The sequence below is a fragment of the Ruminococcus sp. genome (assembly GCF_024684275.1).
On sequence record NZ_JAIKXF010000064.1, the window covers coordinates 23454 to 39300 of the forward strand.

General features: G+C 46.6%; 16 protein-coding genes. 13 read left to right on the top strand and 3 right to left on the bottom strand.

Annotated features, from left to right (window positions below; all coding sequences use genetic code 11):
* Window position 1: 1 nt before the first annotated feature.
* The 6 genes from acpP to K5677_RS07375 all read left to right on the top strand — a co-directional run bounded on the left by acpP (window position 2) and on the right by K5677_RS07375 (window position 3823).
* Window positions 2-238, top strand: coding sequence for an acyl carrier protein (gene acpP / locus K5677_RS07350; protein WP_296726346.1), 237 nt, complete (start codon window positions 2-4; stop codon window positions 236-238).
* A gap of 196 nt (window positions 239-434) precedes the next feature.
* Window positions 435-1106, top strand: coding sequence for a cobalamin biosynthesis protein CobQ (locus K5677_RS07355; protein WP_296726348.1), 672 nt, complete (start codon window positions 435-437; stop codon window positions 1104-1106).
* Between the two features lie 118 nt (window positions 1107-1224).
* Window positions 1225-1431 (top strand): 4Fe-4S dicluster domain-containing protein, encoded by a 207-nt coding sequence (locus tag K5677_RS07360; RefSeq protein ID WP_024861397.1) that lies wholly within the window; start codon window positions 1225-1227, stop codon window positions 1429-1431.
* Between the two features lie 42 nt (window positions 1432-1473).
* Window positions 1474-2517, top strand: a complete 1044-nt coding sequence (locus K5677_RS07365; RefSeq protein ID WP_296726371.1) for a 3-methyl-2-oxobutanoate dehydrogenase subunit VorB — start codon at window positions 1474-1476, stop codon at window positions 2515-2517.
* The gene (locus K5677_RS07370; RefSeq protein WP_296726350.1) at window positions 2517-3290 is read left to right on the top strand and encodes a thiamine pyrophosphate-dependent enzyme; all 774 of its coding nucleotides are present in this window, start codon (window positions 2517-2519) and stop codon (window positions 3288-3290) included. The genes K5677_RS07365 and K5677_RS07370 overlap by 1 nt, the downstream gene beginning before the upstream one ends.
* Window positions 3290-3823, top strand: a complete 534-nt coding sequence (locus tag K5677_RS07375) for a 2-oxoacid:acceptor oxidoreductase family protein (protein ID WP_173460355.1) — start codon at window positions 3290-3292, stop codon at window positions 3821-3823. Before K5677_RS07370 ends, K5677_RS07375 begins: the two co-directional genes overlap by 1 nt.
* A 111-nt stretch (window positions 3824-3934) precedes the next feature.
* On the opposite strand, the gene K5677_RS07380 is transcribed toward K5677_RS07375, so the two are convergent.
* Both K5677_RS07380 and K5677_RS07385 read right to left on the bottom strand, forming a co-directional pair.
* The gene (locus K5677_RS07380) at window positions 3935-4849 is read right to left on the bottom strand and encodes a hypothetical protein (protein ID WP_296726352.1); all 915 of its coding nucleotides are present in this window, start codon (window positions 4847-4849) and stop codon (window positions 3935-3937) included.
* Window positions 4849-5904 carry a hypothetical protein gene (locus K5677_RS07385; protein WP_296726354.1) on the bottom strand — a complete coding sequence of 352 codons (1056 nt, stop codon included), beginning with the start codon at window positions 5902-5904 and terminating at the stop codon, window positions 4849-4851. Before K5677_RS07385 ends, K5677_RS07380 begins: the two co-directional genes overlap by 1 nt.
* A 218-nt stretch (window positions 5905-6122) precedes the next feature.
* Between K5677_RS07385 and K5677_RS07390 the strand changes: the two genes are divergently transcribed.
* The 6 genes from K5677_RS07390 (at window position 6123) to K5677_RS07415 (ending at window position 13818) form a co-directional block, all read left to right on the top strand.
* On the top strand, window positions 6123-7490 hold the full coding sequence (locus K5677_RS07390; RefSeq protein ID WP_296726356.1) for a citrate/2-methylcitrate synthase: 1368 nt from the start codon (window positions 6123-6125) through the stop codon (window positions 7488-7490).
* A 178-nt stretch (window positions 7491-7668) separates the two neighbouring features.
* Complete coding sequence (locus K5677_RS07395; protein WP_296726358.1) at window positions 7669-8682, top strand: aldose 1-epimerase; 1014 nt, start codon at window positions 7669-7671, stop codon at window positions 8680-8682.
* A 99-nt stretch (window positions 8683-8781) separates the two neighbouring features.
* On the top strand, window positions 8782-9420 hold the full coding sequence (locus K5677_RS07400) for a hypothetical protein (protein WP_296726361.1): 639 nt from the start codon (window positions 8782-8784) through the stop codon (window positions 9418-9420).
* A gap of 364 nt (window positions 9421-9784) precedes the next feature.
* Window positions 9785-12271 carry a glycosyl transferase gene (locus tag K5677_RS07405; RefSeq protein ID WP_296726363.1) on the top strand — a complete coding sequence of 829 codons (2487 nt, stop codon included), beginning with the start codon at window positions 9785-9787 and terminating at the stop codon, window positions 12269-12271.
* A 352-nt stretch (window positions 12272-12623) separates the two neighbouring features.
* Window positions 12624-13148, top strand: coding sequence for a TIGR04002 family protein (locus K5677_RS07410; RefSeq protein ID WP_296726365.1), 525 nt, complete (start codon window positions 12624-12626; stop codon window positions 13146-13148).
* A gap of 184 nt (window positions 13149-13332) precedes the next feature.
* The gene (locus K5677_RS07415; protein WP_296726368.1) at window positions 13333-13818 is read left to right on the top strand and encodes a hypothetical protein; all 486 of its coding nucleotides are present in this window, start codon (window positions 13333-13335) and stop codon (window positions 13816-13818) included.
* Between the two features lie 221 nt (window positions 13819-14039).
* On the opposite strand, the gene K5677_RS07420 is transcribed toward K5677_RS07415, so the two are convergent.
* Complete coding sequence (locus tag K5677_RS07420; RefSeq protein WP_037324154.1) at window positions 14040-14234, bottom strand: hypothetical protein; 195 nt, start codon at window positions 14232-14234, stop codon at window positions 14040-14042.
* 241 nt (window positions 14235-14475) lie between these two features.
* Between K5677_RS07420 and K5677_RS07425 the strand changes: the two genes are divergently transcribed.
* The gene (locus tag K5677_RS07425) at window positions 14476-15438 is read left to right on the top strand and encodes a helix-turn-helix transcriptional regulator (RefSeq protein ID WP_296726369.1); all 963 of its coding nucleotides are present in this window, start codon (window positions 14476-14478) and stop codon (window positions 15436-15438) included.
* Window positions 15439-15847: the final 409 nt, after the last annotated feature.

Sequence of the window (15847 nt, forward strand, 5' to 3'; positions counted from 1 at the left end):
AATGATTTTTGAAAAACTCAAAGATATTATTGCAGAACAGCTCAGTGTGGAGGCAGACGAAATAAACATGGAATCAAATATTCAGGACGACCTCGGTGCTGATTCACTGGACGTTGTTGACCTCATCACAACTATCGAGGACGAGTTTGACATCTCTATCCCCGATGAGGCTGTAGAAGAGATCAAGACAGTAGGCGACATCGTAAACTACATCGAAAAGAATACAGACGCTGAGTAATAAGCGTATATATGCTCCCCGACATTTAGTCGGGGTTTTCTTTTACATCATCAGAAAAAGCCCCTTTCGGCGCCCGCGGTTATACTTAACAGCTGTACAAATTTGTCTATGTTGAAAAATACCACTTGCAATTAATGTTTTAAAGTGGTATAATATAGTTTGTAGGATTTTTCACAAGTAATTCAAGAGGATATTTATGAAAGAGATAAAGATCATTACAGGTCACTACGGCAGCGGAAAGACCAATTTCTCCGTAAATCTCGCGGTAAAAGCCGCAGCGGAGGGCAAGTCCGCAGCTATCGTAGACCTTGATATAGTAAATCCCTATTTCCGAACAGCCGATTTCCGTGACCTGTTCGAGGAAAAGGGCATAAGGCTCATTGCTCCCGATTTCGCAAGGAGCAACCTCGATATCCCGTCTATACAGTTCGATGTTGTCGAGCTGGCTACCGACGAGGACTGCCTCATTATCGACGTTGGCGGCGACGACGCAGGCGCTGTTGCGCTGGGACGCTATGCCGACGATTTGGAGCAGTTCAAAGACAGTATCGAGATGTACTACGTCATAAATCAGCGCCGCTACCTCACCAATACCGCTGAGGAAGTCACAAAGCTGATGTATGAGATAGAGGCGGCAGCACGTATGAAGCATACGGCTATCGTAAACAATACCAACTTAGGCTGCGAGACTACTCTCGATATCATCGAGCAGTCACGTCCCTTTGCTGAGGAGACCTCCCGTATCACGGGACTCCCCGTAAAATACACGGTCTATCCCGAGGAGCTTGTAAAGCCCTCCGACAAGTCCGACGTATTCCCCGCAAAGGTATATGTAAAGCCCGTCTGGGGGCTCACCCAGAATGCATAATTCATAATGCATAATGCATAATTGCATGAAAAATCGGTTATTCCGTAAATTTCGCAAGCAGCATTAATTATGAATTATGAATTGTGAATTATGAATCAATTTGAAAGGAGCGAAAGGTATGGAAAAAATGACAGTTATTACCGAGCGCTGCAAGGGCTGCGGTCTCTGTACAGCTGCCTGTCCCAAGAAGATAGTCGTTCTCCAGAAGGAGAAGCGTAACAAGAAGGGATATTTCTACGCAGAGTGTACCGACCAGTCAGCCTGCATTAGCTGTGCAATGTGCGCAACTATGTGCCCCGACTGCGCTATCGTTATTCAAAAATAATTATTTATCGAAAGGAGCTGTTTAGCTTTGGAAAGAAATCTTATGAAGGGCAACGAAGCGCTGGCAGAGGCTGCTATCAGAGCAGGCTGTAAATGCTTCTTCGGTTATCCTATAACTCCTCAGACAGAGCTTGCCGCTTATATGGCAAAGCGTATGCATAAGGCAGGCGGCGTATTCTTACAGGCAGAGTCCGAGATCGCTGCTATCAACATGGTACTCGGCGCTGCTTCAACAGGCGTCCGTGCAATGACATCATCATCTTCACCCGGAATCTCACTGAAGAGTGAAGGTGTTTCATACATAGCAGGTTCAGACCTTCCTGCTGTTATCATCAACGTTGAAAGAGGCGGCCCCGGTCTGGGCGGTATCCAGCCTTCACAGGCTGACTACTGGCAGGCTACAAAGGCTCTCGGTCACGGCGACTTCCAGCTTCTGGTATATGCACCTGCTTCAGTACAGGAAATGGTAGACTACGTTGTCAAGGCTTTCGACCGCGCTGACAAGTACCGTATGCCTGCAATGATCCTTGCAGACGGACTTCTCGGACAGATGATGGAGCCTGTTACATTCCCTGAGATCAACCCTAACGCTTACGATAAGAGCGGCTGGGCTGCAAACGGTCACAAGATGCAGAGAGAGCACCACATCATCAACTCCCTCTACCTCAAGCCAGATGAGCTCGAGAATTCTATCCTTGACCGTTACAAGAGATACGAGATAATCAAGGAGACAGAGACCGAGGCTGAGCTTTATCTCACCGAGGACTGCGATATCCTTGTATGCGCATTCGGCGCAACTGCAAGAGTTGCAAAGTCTGCTGTAAATGACGCAAGAGCACAGGGCATCAAGGCTGGTCTCTTCCGTCCTAAGACACTTTGGCCTTTCCCTGTAAAGGAGATCAATGAGGCTGCTAAGAGCGCTAAGAAGCTTCTCAGTGTTGAAATGTCAATGGGACAGATGATAGAGGATATCAAGCTTGCTATCAACTGCTCAAAGCCTGTAGAGTTCTACGGAAGAACAGGCGGCGTAATCCCAACACCTGCTGAGGTACTGGGCGAGATCAAGAAAATAGGAGGTGCTCTCTGATGGCTGTAGTATTTGAAAGACCAAAGTCACTTATTGACATTCCTACACACTACTGCCCCGGATGTACACACGGTATAGTTCACAGGATACTCTGTGAGGTCATCGACGAAATGGGTATCGAGGGCGATACTATCGGAGTATGTCCTGTTGGCTGCTCTGTTATGGCATATGATTACTTCAACTGTGATATGATCGAGGCTGCACACGGCCGTGCACCGGCTGTTGCAACAGGCGTTAAGCGTACAAACCCCGATAAGTTCGTATTTACATATCAGGGCGACGGCGACCTTGCTGCTATCGGTACTGCCGAGACAGTTCACGTTGCTACAAGAGGCGAGAATATCGTCGTTATCTTCATCAACAACACTATCTACGGAATGACAGGCGGTCAGATGGCTCCTACAACACTTCCCGGACAGGTAACACAGACCACACCTTTCGGAAGAAGCCCTGAGCTCGCAGGCTATCCTGTAAAGGTATGCGAGATGCTCTCAACACTTACAGGTACAGCTTATGCTGAGCGTGTTGCAGTTGACAGCGTTCCTCACATCAAGGCTGCAAAGAAGGCTATCCGCAAGGCATTCGAGAACCAGAAGGCAGGTAAGGGATTCTGTATCGTAGAGGTTCTTTCAACTTGTCCTACAAACTGGGGACTTGCTCCTCTTGACGCTATCAAGAGACTTCAGGACGAAATGATCCCATACTATCCTCTCGGCGTATACAAGGACGTTGAAGAGGGCGTATTCCCAAAGGCAGAAGGAGGTAACGAGTAATGGCTACTACAGAAATTCTCCTTGCTGGCTTCGGCGGACAGGGTATCCTTTTCGCAGGCAAGATCCTTGCATACTGCGGACTTATGGACAATAAGGAGCTCTCATGGCTTCCTTCATACGGTCCTGAGATGAGAGGCGGTACCTGCAACTGTTCAGTTACTATCTCCGATGATCCTATCGGTTCACCTCTCGTTGTTACACCACATCTTCTTATCGCTATGAACCAGCCTTCATTCGACAAGTTTGTAAGCAGTGTTCGTCCAGGCGGTAAGGTATTCTTCGACAGCACTATGATAGAGCCTGCTACAGACAGAACAGACATCGAGCTGTATGGTATCCCTTCACAGCAGATGGCTGACGATAACAACCTCAAGGGCGGCTCAAACATTATTCTTCTCGGCAAGCTCCTCAAGGAGACAAACATCTGCTCGCTTGAGACAATGCAGAAGGCTATTGAAAAGGTAGTTCCGCCTAAAAAGGCAGCACTTATCCCTAACAACTTCAAGGCAATCGAGCTTGGCATGAACGCATAATTTCAAAGGCTATCGGTTTATCCGATAGCCTTTTTTGCTGTTTGATCGCGGCGGAATGTGCTTTTATACAAGCAAAGCTCCCGAAAAATCGGGAGCTTTCTGTTTATTTTATTATCTGTGGTGACCGCCGCCGCCGTGACTTCCGCTGCTGTGATGACCGCCGCCGCCGCTGCGATGACTGCCGCCGCCTCCACCGCTGCTGCTTGATGAGATCCTGTGTCTTGTCTGATATGTACGGATATGATTATCGGACTTCTGTGTAAAGTTTACAGAGTCCTTTGACAGGTAAACGCTGGGATTGGTCTTTGCCTTAAAGGTGTAGTGCCTCTTTGAGATGAGGAACGTGATAAGGGCTGTGACAAGTCCTATGATAGCTGAAGCAAACCATATGGGAAGCAGTACCCTCAGTGGTTTTCTTGTTGTTACATAAAGCTTATCGCCTTTATAGTAGATATAAGTGCCCTTTGACTCGTCGTGGTAATAATGAGAGGTATTTCCGTTATTTGCGTATACGCTGAGCTGATTGAGAAACTCCACAACAGCATCATATATCTGGTCGCTTTCATATGATGAGCCCGAGGAAGGGAGGTAAAGGTCCATGTGGCTGAAGATGCTCTCCCTGTTTTCCTCATAGAGAAGTATAGCCTTTCCTGATGTGGATATATAGTCGTAAGCAGGCACCTTGCTGGAAAGGTCAAGGTAATACATAAGACCGTCGGTATCTGGCTGGAAAAATGCTTCATATGTACAGTCGCAGAAATCCTTTGTCTCATAGTCGCTGCGGTATGTACCGTTTACATAGATGAGGATATTCATTTCCAGCTCTTTGGCTTTCTGCTGTATCATTTCATCAAGCTCTTGTCTCTGAGTGTCCGAGAACAGATTCTTGTCATCGTGCAGGAAAGAGTCCTGATAATTGCCGTTCCAGCCTGCATAGTTATTTGGCGGCTCTGAGCAGCCGGTCAGCGCCATAAGCATACACAGACACATTATGGCTGTCATTATAAGCGATAAAAGGCGTTTCATCAGAGGGTAGCACCTCCTATCACAGCACAGACAGCTGCAACTGCTGCTCCTAAGCCGAGACAAGCCAGCCAGAGCCTGCCCTTTGAAAGGGGCGGAGTACCTGCAAGCTTTCCTGTCTGACCGTTTATGGCAAATTCATATACCTTATCCTTATACTTATAGGACATGAACCACACAGGGAGCAGCATATAGCTCCAGTTGGTCTGCTTTATGCTGTAATCCTGTATCATAGGCGAAACGCTGCTATAACCCTTTATGGTATCACTTATAAGTGAAGCCGTCGCCTGAGTTGCACGGACGCGGATACGCGGAAATACCGCTGCCTTGTCCACGTCGTACTTATCTGCATAGAAGCCGCTGAGATAGGACATTGAGAAGTCTTTAAGCTCTCTGTAGTCATAGGGCTCGATAGACTCCATGAGCAGGTCGTCTATCTTTGTCTCTCCGTCAGCAGGGATACCTCTTGTAGTGAGATTTCCGCGGCGGATAACGTCATATTCCTGAATTTCGGTCACGCGATAGTCTCCCGATGTCCAGCTTCTGGTCTTTTGACCTTTAGCATGGTAATCCACGCTGATATTGCAGTCAGCCACCCAGAACGGCACATAAAGACCTGTAAGCTTTTCCAGCTGCTGCTTTGATTTGAATTCCTTTGGCACGAACCAGCGCTTGCCTATCCACTTCCTGAAGATGGATATAGCGTTGTCTTTTGTGAGCTTGAAGCCGATGACCTTGTCGGGCTTGAATTCGCCGCCCATTTTGCCTGCTAATATAACAGGATTGTGGCAGTAATAGCAGAACGTAGCTGTCTGCTGGTCATCAGCCATAATTTCAGCACCGCAGCTCTTGCAGTGATACAGATTTGTGTGATTTGCAAAGTCCTCCTGTAACTGAACAGTCTCCTGAGGGATACTGTTTTCAGTATTTGCACAGAGCTCTTTTATTTCCTCTACCGTAAATGCACTGAGACAGTATTCACATTCCAGCTTTTGTGACGCAGGATTGAACTTCAGGTCTGCCATGCAATTGGGGCATTTATATTCAACTGATTCCAAAATAGATCATCTCCCTCATTAACGAAGTCGGCAGAAACCGACAAATATATTTTACCATACCGCACAGTTTTTTTCAAGAGAAATAATAAAATTTAACATCTTTTCTTTGACAAAGAAAATAACTTTTTGTTTAGCCTTGACAAAATAAATAAAATCCAATATAATTGTAATATGTATATTTTTCAATACAATCCGTAAAAAGAAAGGGATGACGATACATGAGATACAAATTTTCAGACATCACACCAGAGATCACAAAACTTGCTGATATGTCGCTTGAAGGCTATAAAATAGATCCCGAGCTCTATACACAGTATGATGTAAAGCGCGGACTCAGAGATATAAATGGCAACGGAGTAGTTGCAGGTCTTACCAACATCAGCACTATCAAAGTGATAGACAGCGGTGACGGAATGCCGAATCACGGCGACGGCAAGCTGTATTACAGAGGAATTGACGTAGAGGATATCGTCGCAGGTTTCATAAAGGAAAAGCGGTTCGGCTTTGAAGAGACTGTATATCTTCTTCTTTTCGGAAAAATGCCCTCAGAGCACGAGCTTATCGAGTTTCGCAAGATACTTGCGGACTTCCGCGAGCTTCCCTCAAACTTTATGAGAGATGTGATTATGAAGGCTCCCACGGACAATATGATGAATACCCTTGCAAAGAGCGTTCTTGCCTTGTATTCCTATGACGATAAAGCAAACAATATATCAGTGCCAAATGTGCTGAGACAGAGCATAGAGCTTATAACACTTTTCCCTGTGCTTGCGGTGTATGCATATCATGCCTACAGGTACGCAAGACTCGGTGGAGACCTTTTCATACACAGTCCCAAGCCTGAGCTTTCCATAGCTGAGAATATACTCTATATGCTCCGTGAGGACGGAAGGTATACCGAGCTTGAAGCGCGTATACTTGACTTGGCGCTGGTACTCCATGCAGAGCACGGCGGCGGAAACAACTCAACATTCACTGTTCATGTTGTGTCCTCGTCGGGAACTGATACCTATTCTGCTATAGCGGCTGCTCTGGGTTCGCTGAAGGGACCTAAGCACGGCGGTGCAAACATCAAGGTAGCTATGATGTTTGACGATATGAAGCAGAATGTCAGTGACTGGACTGACGAGGATGAGGTAAAGGATTATCTGAGGAAGCTTCTCCACAAGGAGGCATTCGACCACGCAGGTCTTATCTATGGCATGGGACACGCAGTATACTCTCAGTCCGATCCGAGAGCGAAGGTGTTCAAGGGCTTTGTTGAGAAGCTCAGCTCCGAAAAGAACAGGCATGAGGAATTTGCGCTGTATTCGCTGGTTGAGAGGCTTGCACCCGAGGTCATCGCCGAGGAGCGCCGCATATACAAGGGAGTCTGTGCCAACGTGGATTTCTACAGCGGCTTTGTATATCGTATGCTGGGCATACCCGACGAGTTGTTCACACCGCTTTTTGCAACAGCGAGAATATCGGGCTGGTCTGCACACAGAATAGAGGAGCTTATAAACTCCAACAAGATAATCCGTCCTGCATATAAGGCAATATCGCCGATGCGTGAGTATACCGACATGGAAAACAGAATGGACTGATATAAATCATAATTTAACGCCTTTGGCGTCCCGAAAAATTGGTATTGTAGGGGCGAACATTGTTCGCCCGTGTCAAAATTGATGTGTATGTTTGCGGGCGCACATTGTGCGCCCCTACATCATTAAATTTTGATTTTTCTTATAAAGCGAATAAAAATCCGAAAGGAATGTGATAAAAATGAACAATACAGCAGAATTATTCGACTGGAAAGGCATGACCTGCGTAAAACTCAGCGCAGGCGGCTATGAAGCATGGGTGGCAAACGAGATAGGCTCAAATGTTATCCGTCTGCGCGATAATGTCAACGGTCTGGAGTTCTTCCGTTTCGTTGAGAGCAATACCCCCGACGTTATCAAGCAGTCCGCAGAGGTATGGGGACTTCCCACACTGTACCTGCCAAACCGATTTGCAGACGGCGTACTCAAAACATCTGACGCAGTATATCAGCTCCCTGTCAACGAGCCTGCACCATATAACAACCATATCCACGGATTCCTCCACAAGAGAGTCCATGAGGTCGTTGAGTACAAGGCTGATGACAACTGCGCGTGGGTAAAGACACGTTACGTATACGACGAAAAGGACGAGTTCTTCAAGTATCTCCCTGTACGCTTCACAGCAGAGTACACATTTACTCTTTCTGAGCAGGGATTTGAGCAGAATATCCGCTTTATCAACACAGACGGCGAAAAGGTGCTTCCTATGTCGCTGGCTTCACATACAACGATCAATTCGCCCTTCGTTGACGGTGCAAAGGAGGAGGATATCCGCCTGACAGTGCCGATAGGCAAGCGCTGTGAGCTCAATGAGCGATGTCTGCCCACAGGTCAGCTCAAGGTGCCTACCATGCACGATTTAGAGTACAGAAACGGTGCTAATAAGCCTGTATTGCAGGTAGTTGATAACGAGATGTACTTCGGCGAGTATATAGACCTTGACGGCGAGAAGTTCCACGGCGTTATCGCTGAGGATACTGCAAGCGGCAAGAAGCTCTGCTATGAGGTATCCGAGGAGTACGGCTTCTGGATAATCTGGAATGACCGCGGTTTCAACCATTATTTCTGCCCCGAGCCCATGACAGCAATGATAGACGCTCCGAACCTTAGTATGCCTGCTGATGTAACAGGCTACCGTGAGGTAAAGCCGGGCGATGTATTCGAGGCACACGAGAGATTCTTCACTAAGAAGTGATCAGTGAATAGTGATTAGTTAGGGAGCGCAGGCTCTGCGCTGTAGGGGCGGATATTATCCGCCCTTTATGGTTTTATCAGATACGGAAAGGAACATACTATGAGATATTTCAGAATAACTGCAATACTATGCGCAACAGCAATATTTGCACTTAACACAGGCTGTACTCAGGAGTCCCCCGAGTCAAGAATTACCGAGCCGACTACAGCTGCAACGACAGCAGCCGAGGTACAGGCAACGTCTGCTGTCGAAGCTGTGGCTGAAACAACTGCCGAATCAAAGGAGCTTGACCTGAGCAAGCTCAGCACCTTTGAGCTTAGCTCCGAAGACTTGCATGACGGCGTATGGGACACGGTCATAACCAAGACCGAAAAGGGCGAAAACCGTTCACCTCAGCTCTCATGGAAGCCTGTTGACGGCGCTTCATGCTATGCTGTATTTATGATAGATACCTCCGCAGGCAACTGGCTGCACTGGAAGTCCGTGACCGACAGCGAGACTGTTCTTCCTGCGGGCTGGGCGCCCCAAAGCGAGTACGTCGGACCTTATCCTCCCAGCGGAACTCACGATTATGAGATATACGTGCTGGCGCTCAAAGAAAAGCCCGAGAGGATAAAGGGCTCATTTGACAACTCAAATCCAAAAATGCTGGAGTACGCCAAGGAAATAGACGGTGAAAAAGAGGATAATATCATATTCTACGGTCATCTTATGGGAACATATACCCACGGGGATTGAATCAAGGGCGGAGCTATCCATTCTTTAAGTTATTAATAATTAGTGATTAGTGATTAGTTAGAGAATGCCTTCTGAACGCCCGTGTATAGTATAAATGTGCCATAAGCGATGTGCAATTATCGTTTTCGGTGAAAGTGAGCGCGCGAAACAAGCGTCATCGTGGCAAGGGGGCGCAGGCACTGCGCTTGTCCACACGACTCCCGTAAATACGACAGAAAAGTAGGACAATGTGCACAAAAAAGGACTTGAAAAAAATACAACGCAATTTTTGCCTAATCTATTGTATTATATATAAAAATATGGTATAATAATACAAATGCGGTTTTTATGCCGCCTTTGTCACCAAAAATAAAGGAGTATAATTATGAAGTTCGGATTTTTTGACGACGCTAAAAAGGAATATGTTATCAATTCCCCAAAGACTCCCTATCCGTGGATAAACTACCTCGGCAATCAGGGATTTTTCTCACTTATTTCCAATACAGCAGGCGGCTACTGCTTCTATAAGGACGCCCGCCTCAGACGCATCACTCGTTATCGCTACAACAACGTGCCTCTCGATATGGGCGGACGTTATTTCTATATCAACGACAACGGTACTATCTGGAATCCCGGCTGGTCTCCTGTAAAGACAGAGCTTGATTTCTATGAGTGCCGTCACGGTATGGGCTATACCGTTATCACAGGCAAGAAGAACGGCCTTAAAGCTGAGGTTACATTCTTCGTTCCTCAGAACTACGACGGTGAGGTTCAGCAGGTAGTTCTCACAAATGAGAGCAATGAGACAAAGAGCTTCTCTATCTTCTCTATCGCTGAATGGTGTCTCTGGGACGCTCAGGACGACTGCACAAACTTCCAGAGAAACTTCTCCACAGGCAGAGTAGAGATCGAAGGTTCAACTATCTATCACGTAACTGAGTACAGAGACAGACGTAACCACTACGCTTTCTATACTGTAAATGATACTATCGACGGCTATGATACAGACCGTGATTCATTCCTCGGCAGCATCTACAACGGCTGGGACAACCCTGAGACAGTAAAGGCAGACAAGCCTGCAAACTCATTTGCAGACGGCTGGTCTCCTGTAGCTTCTCACTATAAGAAGGTAACTCTTGCTCCCGGCGAGTCAAAGACTCTCATCTATATCCTCGGCTATGCTGAGAACCCACAGGACAAGAAGTTTGCTGCTGAAAAGCCTGCAAATCTCCTCACAAGAGAGGCATGGGTGCTCAACAAGGAAAAGGCTTATGCAATGATCGAGAAGTACAATACTCCCGAGAAGGTAGCAGCAGGCCTCGAGGAGCTCCGCAGCACATGGGCTGATCTCCTTTCTATCTTCAATGTAAATACTCCTGATGACAAGGTAAACAGAATGGTAAATATCTGGAATCAGTATCAGTGTATGGTAACCTTTAACCTTTCACGTTCTGCTTCATACTTCGAGAGCGGTATCGGCAGAGGTATGGGCTTCCGTGACTCAAATCAGGATATTCTCGGCTTTGTACATCAGATACCTGAGCGTGCAAGAGAGAGACTGATCGACATCGCTTCAACTCAGCTTTCAGACGGCGGCTGCTATCACCAGTACCAGCCACTTACAAAGAAGGGCAACGCTGACATCGGCGGCGACTTCTCAGATGATCCGCTCTGGATGATACTTTCTGTTGCAGCATATATCAAGGAAACAGGCGACTGGGGCATTCTCGATGCAAACGTTCCTTTCGACGACGATCCGAACGGTAAGCACACAATGCTCGAGCACCTCAACGTTTCCTTCTATCATATCGTAAACAACCTCGGACCTCACGGTCTCCCGCTTGCTATGAGAGCTGACTGGAACGACTGTATCAACCTTTCATGCTTCTCTGACACACCCGGTGAGTCTTTCCAGACCTACACCAATCCTAAGTTTGCAGCAGAGGGCGGCTACTCAAAGGTTGCAGAGTCTGCTTTCGTTGCAGCACTCTTCACATACACAGGTCCTGCATTCGTAGGTATCCTTGAGCATCTCGGCAAGAAGGACGAAGCTGCAAAGGCTCAGGCTGAGATCGACAAGATGAAGAAGAATGTTATGGAATCTGCATTCGACGGCGACTGGTTCATCAGAGCTTACGACGCTAACGGCGAGAAGATGGGCTCTAAGGAGTGCGAGGAAGGCAAGATCTTCATCGAGCCACAGGGCTTTGCAGTTATGTCTGAGATAGGTAAGGATCAGGGAGCTGACATCAAGACTCTCAACTCTATCGACAAGTACCTCAACTGCGAGTTTGGTCTCGTTCTCAATAACCCTGCATTCACAAAGTACTATATACAGTACGGTGAGATCTCCACATATCCCGGCGGATACAAGGAGAACGCAGGTATCTTCACACACAACAATGCATGGATAATCTGTGCTGAGGCATATGTAGGACGCGGTGACAAGGCATTTGAGTACTACAGCAAGATCGCTCCTGCTTTCACTGAGGAGACATCTGATATTCATAAGACAGAGCCTTATGTATACGGTCAGATGATCGGCGGTAAGGACGCAAAGAACTTCGGTCAGGGCAAGAACTCATGGCTCACAGGTACAGCAGCATGGAACATGGTTGCTATTTCCCAGTATATTCTTGGTGTACAGCCTGTATTCGACGGACTCAAGGTTGATCCTTCCATTCCTCACGAGTGGGACGGCTTCACAGCAGTTCGTAAGTTCCGCGGAGCAACATTCAACATCACAGTCAAGAACCCTGCACACGTTTGCAAGGGCGTAAAGTCAATGACAGTTGACGGCAAGGCAGTAGAGGGATGTGTAATTCCTGTATGCAGCGGCGGCACACACGAAGTTGAGATTATTATGGGCTAAGCCCATAAAAAAGGCGGACTTTATGTCCGCCTTTTTCAGTTATTAGTGATTAGTGAATAGTGATTAGTAGGGGCGCACAGTGTGCGCCCGTTTTCGTCTGTAATGTTTTGTAGGGGACGGCGTCCTCGACGTCCCGAAATAGGTTTATTGACAAGATGAAAGGCGGATTTAATGTCCGCCTTTTTACGTTATAACCAAATATAGCGTCAATCTATACGTCAACCGTACCACAAAAAAACAGATGACGCTCACAAAGATTGTGCATGATACCGCTTGAAAATTATCTGTTCAGATGATATAATAATCTCAATCCTAAAACATAGGTAATTAGTAAATAAAGGAGCGGATAATTATGACTCGGACAGCTCAGGACACAAAAATCAGACGAATAGTGCTGACAGGACTTTTCTCAGCCCTCATTTTCGTATTCACGGCATATATACACGTACCTACGGGAGCAGGCTATACTCACGCAGGTGACGGCTTTATATACCTTGCGGCTTGTTTGCTGCCTGCGCCCTATGCAGTAGCGGCAGGTGTGATAGGCGGAGCTCTTGCCGACGGACTTACAGGCTTTCCTGTGTGGATACCTGCAACTATCGCAGTAAAGGCAGTAACAGCTCTGTTTTTCACAAGCAAGCGTGATAAGATACTGAATCTCCGCAATATACTCGGAATTATCCCGTCGCTTGCGGTGTGCATAGTGGGCTACAGCGTTTATGAGGGAGTTTTTATGGCAGGCGGCTTCAACAAGGCGGCAATAATAGCTGCATTCAGCCAGACGCCATTTTACGTAGTTCAGGTCTTTGCAAGCACAGTGCTGTTTTTAGCAGCAGGCGCGGCGCTTGACAAATCCGGACTAAAAAAGCGCATATAACAGCAAAGGACGGTTTTTCCGTCCTTTTTTCTTGCTGTTTTCGGAGATTTATGCTATAAGTACGGAGCCTGAGCCGTCTTTTTCGCATAATAGTATTGCAGAACAGGAAATTTTATACCGCGCAGCTTGCTATTCCGAAGCTTTTATGTTATAATTAATTAACAATAACAAGAGGGTGAAAACTATGCTCAAAAAGATTCTCAGCAGCGAAGCCTGCGCGAAATGTCGGCTTTGCTGCATATTTGACCGCTATGACGTGTGGGAGACTCCCGTGTTTACCGCGGAGCTCTGCGAAAAAATAAAAGCCGCCCGTCCCGATGTGCAGTTTGTCACAAAGGACGGCGGCTATATATTCAGAGTAGGCGAGCTTAAGGGCGATGAGCTTTTCTCATGTCCTGCCCTAACGGAAAACGGCTGTATGCTGGGCGATGAAAAGCCCTTTGACTGCCGTATATGGCCATACCGCATAATGGAGGTAGGGGGCAGACGTGCCATAACCTTTGCGTCCATATGCGATGAGCTCTATCACAGACCGCTCTCTCAGCTAATAGGACTGCTGAAGGAGGGGCTTGCGGACGTGATATTCGCCTATGCAGACGAGCACCCCGAGATAGTGAAGCCCTACTATGAGGGCTATCCCGTGCTGATGTTTGAGCGTAAACCGCTGTAATCTTTGCGCCTGTGCGCAAAGACTAGTTGAGAGTTGAGAGGTAAGAGCTGAGAGTTAATGAGTTCGCTTTTCTAACATTATCTAAATTCGTCGCTATAACTTTCAACTCTCAATTCTCAACTCTCAACTGTTTTACGTTCTGTCTTGATTTACCGAGAAAAAAACGCAGCTTTTAATATCTGAAAAAGGGACATTCCCTTAACAGGAACGCCCCTTTGCGATCACTTCTTGATCTTGTCAACGATATCCTCAACCTTATCCTTGACCTTTGCAATGTTTTCCTTAGTAGCGACCTTGCTGATCATGTCCTTAGCCTTTTCAATGTTTTCTTTTGAAGCGAGCTTTTCGATCTTCTCATCGGGGAGGTCGATGCCTGTTTTCTTTTCAACTGCTTCTACTGCTTTTTTGATCTCCATAGGGGGATACCTTCTTTCGTAAAATATTGTAATTTGATTATAACATAAAAAAACGAAAAAATCAATACTTGCGTGGAATTTTTGTGGGTGGAGCGAGAATTGCGCGAAATATCGCAAAATGCAACCGCCGTGCGACAAATTGTAAAGGCGGCTTGCTTGTGTGTAACCGCCCGAAATGATAAAATAAGACCATAGACCGAGGGGGAATATCCCACGGCAAAAACATATGGAGGATAAATATATGATACTTGCAGACAAGATAATCGAACTAAGAAAAAGACAGGGTATGTCTCAGGAGGAGCTTGCCGAGAAGCTTGGAGTCAGCCGCCAGTCAGTATCCAAATGGGAGGGAGCACAGTCCACACCCGACCTTAACCGTATATTACAGCTTGCAGAGATATTCGGTGTCAGCACCGATACATTATTAAAGGATACAGAGGAGCTTTCGGTAAGCACTGCTCCCGTATCGGAAAGCGCCGAGACCGAGCCGCCTCTCCGAAAGGTATCAATGGAGGAGGTAAACGGTTTCCTTGCAGCTAATGAAAAACACTCGGTATTCATTTCTGTGGGAGTTTTTCTTTGCATAATTTGCCTTACTCCGCTGATAGTACTTGATAATCTTACATCAGTAGGCGACGCCATAGGAGTGCCGTTGATGTTTTTGATAGTAGCAGCAGCTGTAACGCTTTTTATCATCACGTCACAGAGGATGAAGCGCTATGAATACCTTGAAAAAGAGGGGATAGACACAGAGTACGGTATTTCAGGCATGGTAACTGAAAAGAAGTCGAAGTTTGAGCCTAAATACACCATGAGCATAGTTATAGGCGTGATCCTGTTCATACTTGCTGTAGTCCCGACTATTATTATCGAGACTATTTACGGCGAGAACAAGTATACCGAGGCGCTTGAACCCACACTGCTGTTTGTCTTTGTGGCTATAGGAGTTGCTGTTATTACCCGTTCAAGCATAATCATGGATGGCTATAAGAAGCTCCTTGAGGAGGACGCCTTCACCCGTGAGAAAAAGTCACGCAGCCATAAACCAAACCCTGCTTTTATTATCTACTGGTGTGTAGTCACAGCCCTTTTTATTGCAGTTAGCTTCCTCACCAACAGATGGGACCTTACATGGCTCATATGGGTGATCGCAGGCATACTTACGCCTGTAGTGCTGATACTCTTTCCGAACAAAAAAAGCTGAGGCTCAGCCTTTGAGCTTATTGCCTGTGATCAGGGATATTTTCGGGGACTGAATACAGCATATGTTTTTGGACAAAACTAAAGGCAGACCATTTGGTCTGCCTTTGCTTTGTAAAATAGAATATGGTCACCGAGCCTGAGGCAAAGTCTCATAAATACTACCTGCGATATGCCAGAGGGGGCTCCCCTCGTCTGCCTTTGCTTTGTAAAATAGAATATGGTCACCGAGCCTGAGGCAAAGTCTTGTAAATACTACCTGCGATATGCCAGAGGGGGCTCCCCTCGTCTGCCTTATATTTTTTATTAAAGCTTGTTCTTTTCAGCCTCTATCATCTTGATGAGGTCATCTACGGACATATTTGAAGGAGACTTTTTCTTCTCTTCCTGCTCGCTCTTGCTGATTATATCAG

Bases quoted from the DNA above. Each gene is read 5' to 3' on its own strand.
- K5677_RS07390 (WP_296726356.1), top strand. From the start codon at position 6,123: ATGAGATACAAATTTTCAGACATCACACCAGAGATCACAAAACTTGCT.
- K5677_RS07410 (WP_296726365.1), top strand. From the start codon at position 12,624: ATGACTCGGACAGCTCAGGACACAAAAATCAGACGAATAGTGCTGACA.
- K5677_RS07370 (WP_296726350.1), top strand. From the start codon at position 2,517: ATGGCTGTAGTATTTGAAAGACCAAAGTCACTTATTGACATTCCTACA.
- K5677_RS07355 (WP_296726348.1), top strand. From the start codon at position 435: ATGAAAGAGATAAAGATCATTACAGGTCACTACGGCAGCGGAAAGACC.
- K5677_RS07400 (WP_296726361.1), top strand. From the start codon at position 8,782: ATGAGATATTTCAGAATAACTGCAATACTATGCGCAACAGCAATATTT.
- K5677_RS07375 (WP_173460355.1), top strand. From the start codon at position 3,290: ATGGCTACTACAGAAATTCTCCTTGCTGGCTTCGGCGGACAGGGTATC.
- K5677_RS07405 (WP_296726363.1), top strand. From the start codon at position 9,785: ATGAAGTTCGGATTTTTTGACGACGCTAAAAAGGAATATGTTATCAAT.
- acpP (WP_296726346.1), top strand. From the start codon at position 2: ATGATTTTTGAAAAACTCAAAGATATTATTGCAGAACAGCTCAGTGTG.
- K5677_RS07380 (WP_296726352.1), bottom strand. From the start codon at position 4,849: ATGAAACGCCTTTTATCGCTTATAATGACAGCCATAATGTGTCTGTGT.
- K5677_RS07425 (WP_296726369.1), top strand. From the start codon at position 14,476: ATGATACTTGCAGACAAGATAATCGAACTAAGAAAAAGACAGGGTATG.
- K5677_RS07420 (WP_037324154.1), bottom strand. From the start codon at position 14,234: ATGGAGATCAAAAAAGCAGTAGAAGCAGTTGAAAAGAAAACAGGCATC.
- K5677_RS07415 (WP_296726368.1), top strand. From the start codon at position 13,333: ATGCTCAAAAAGATTCTCAGCAGCGAAGCCTGCGCGAAATGTCGGCTT.
- K5677_RS07365 (WP_296726371.1), top strand. From the start codon at position 1,474: ATGAAGGGCAACGAAGCGCTGGCAGAGGCTGCTATCAGAGCAGGCTGT.
- K5677_RS07360 (WP_024861397.1), top strand. From the start codon at position 1,225: ATGGAAAAAATGACAGTTATTACCGAGCGCTGCAAGGGCTGCGGTCTC.
- K5677_RS07395 (WP_296726358.1), top strand. From the start codon at position 7,669: ATGAACAATACAGCAGAATTATTCGACTGGAAAGGCATGACCTGCGTA.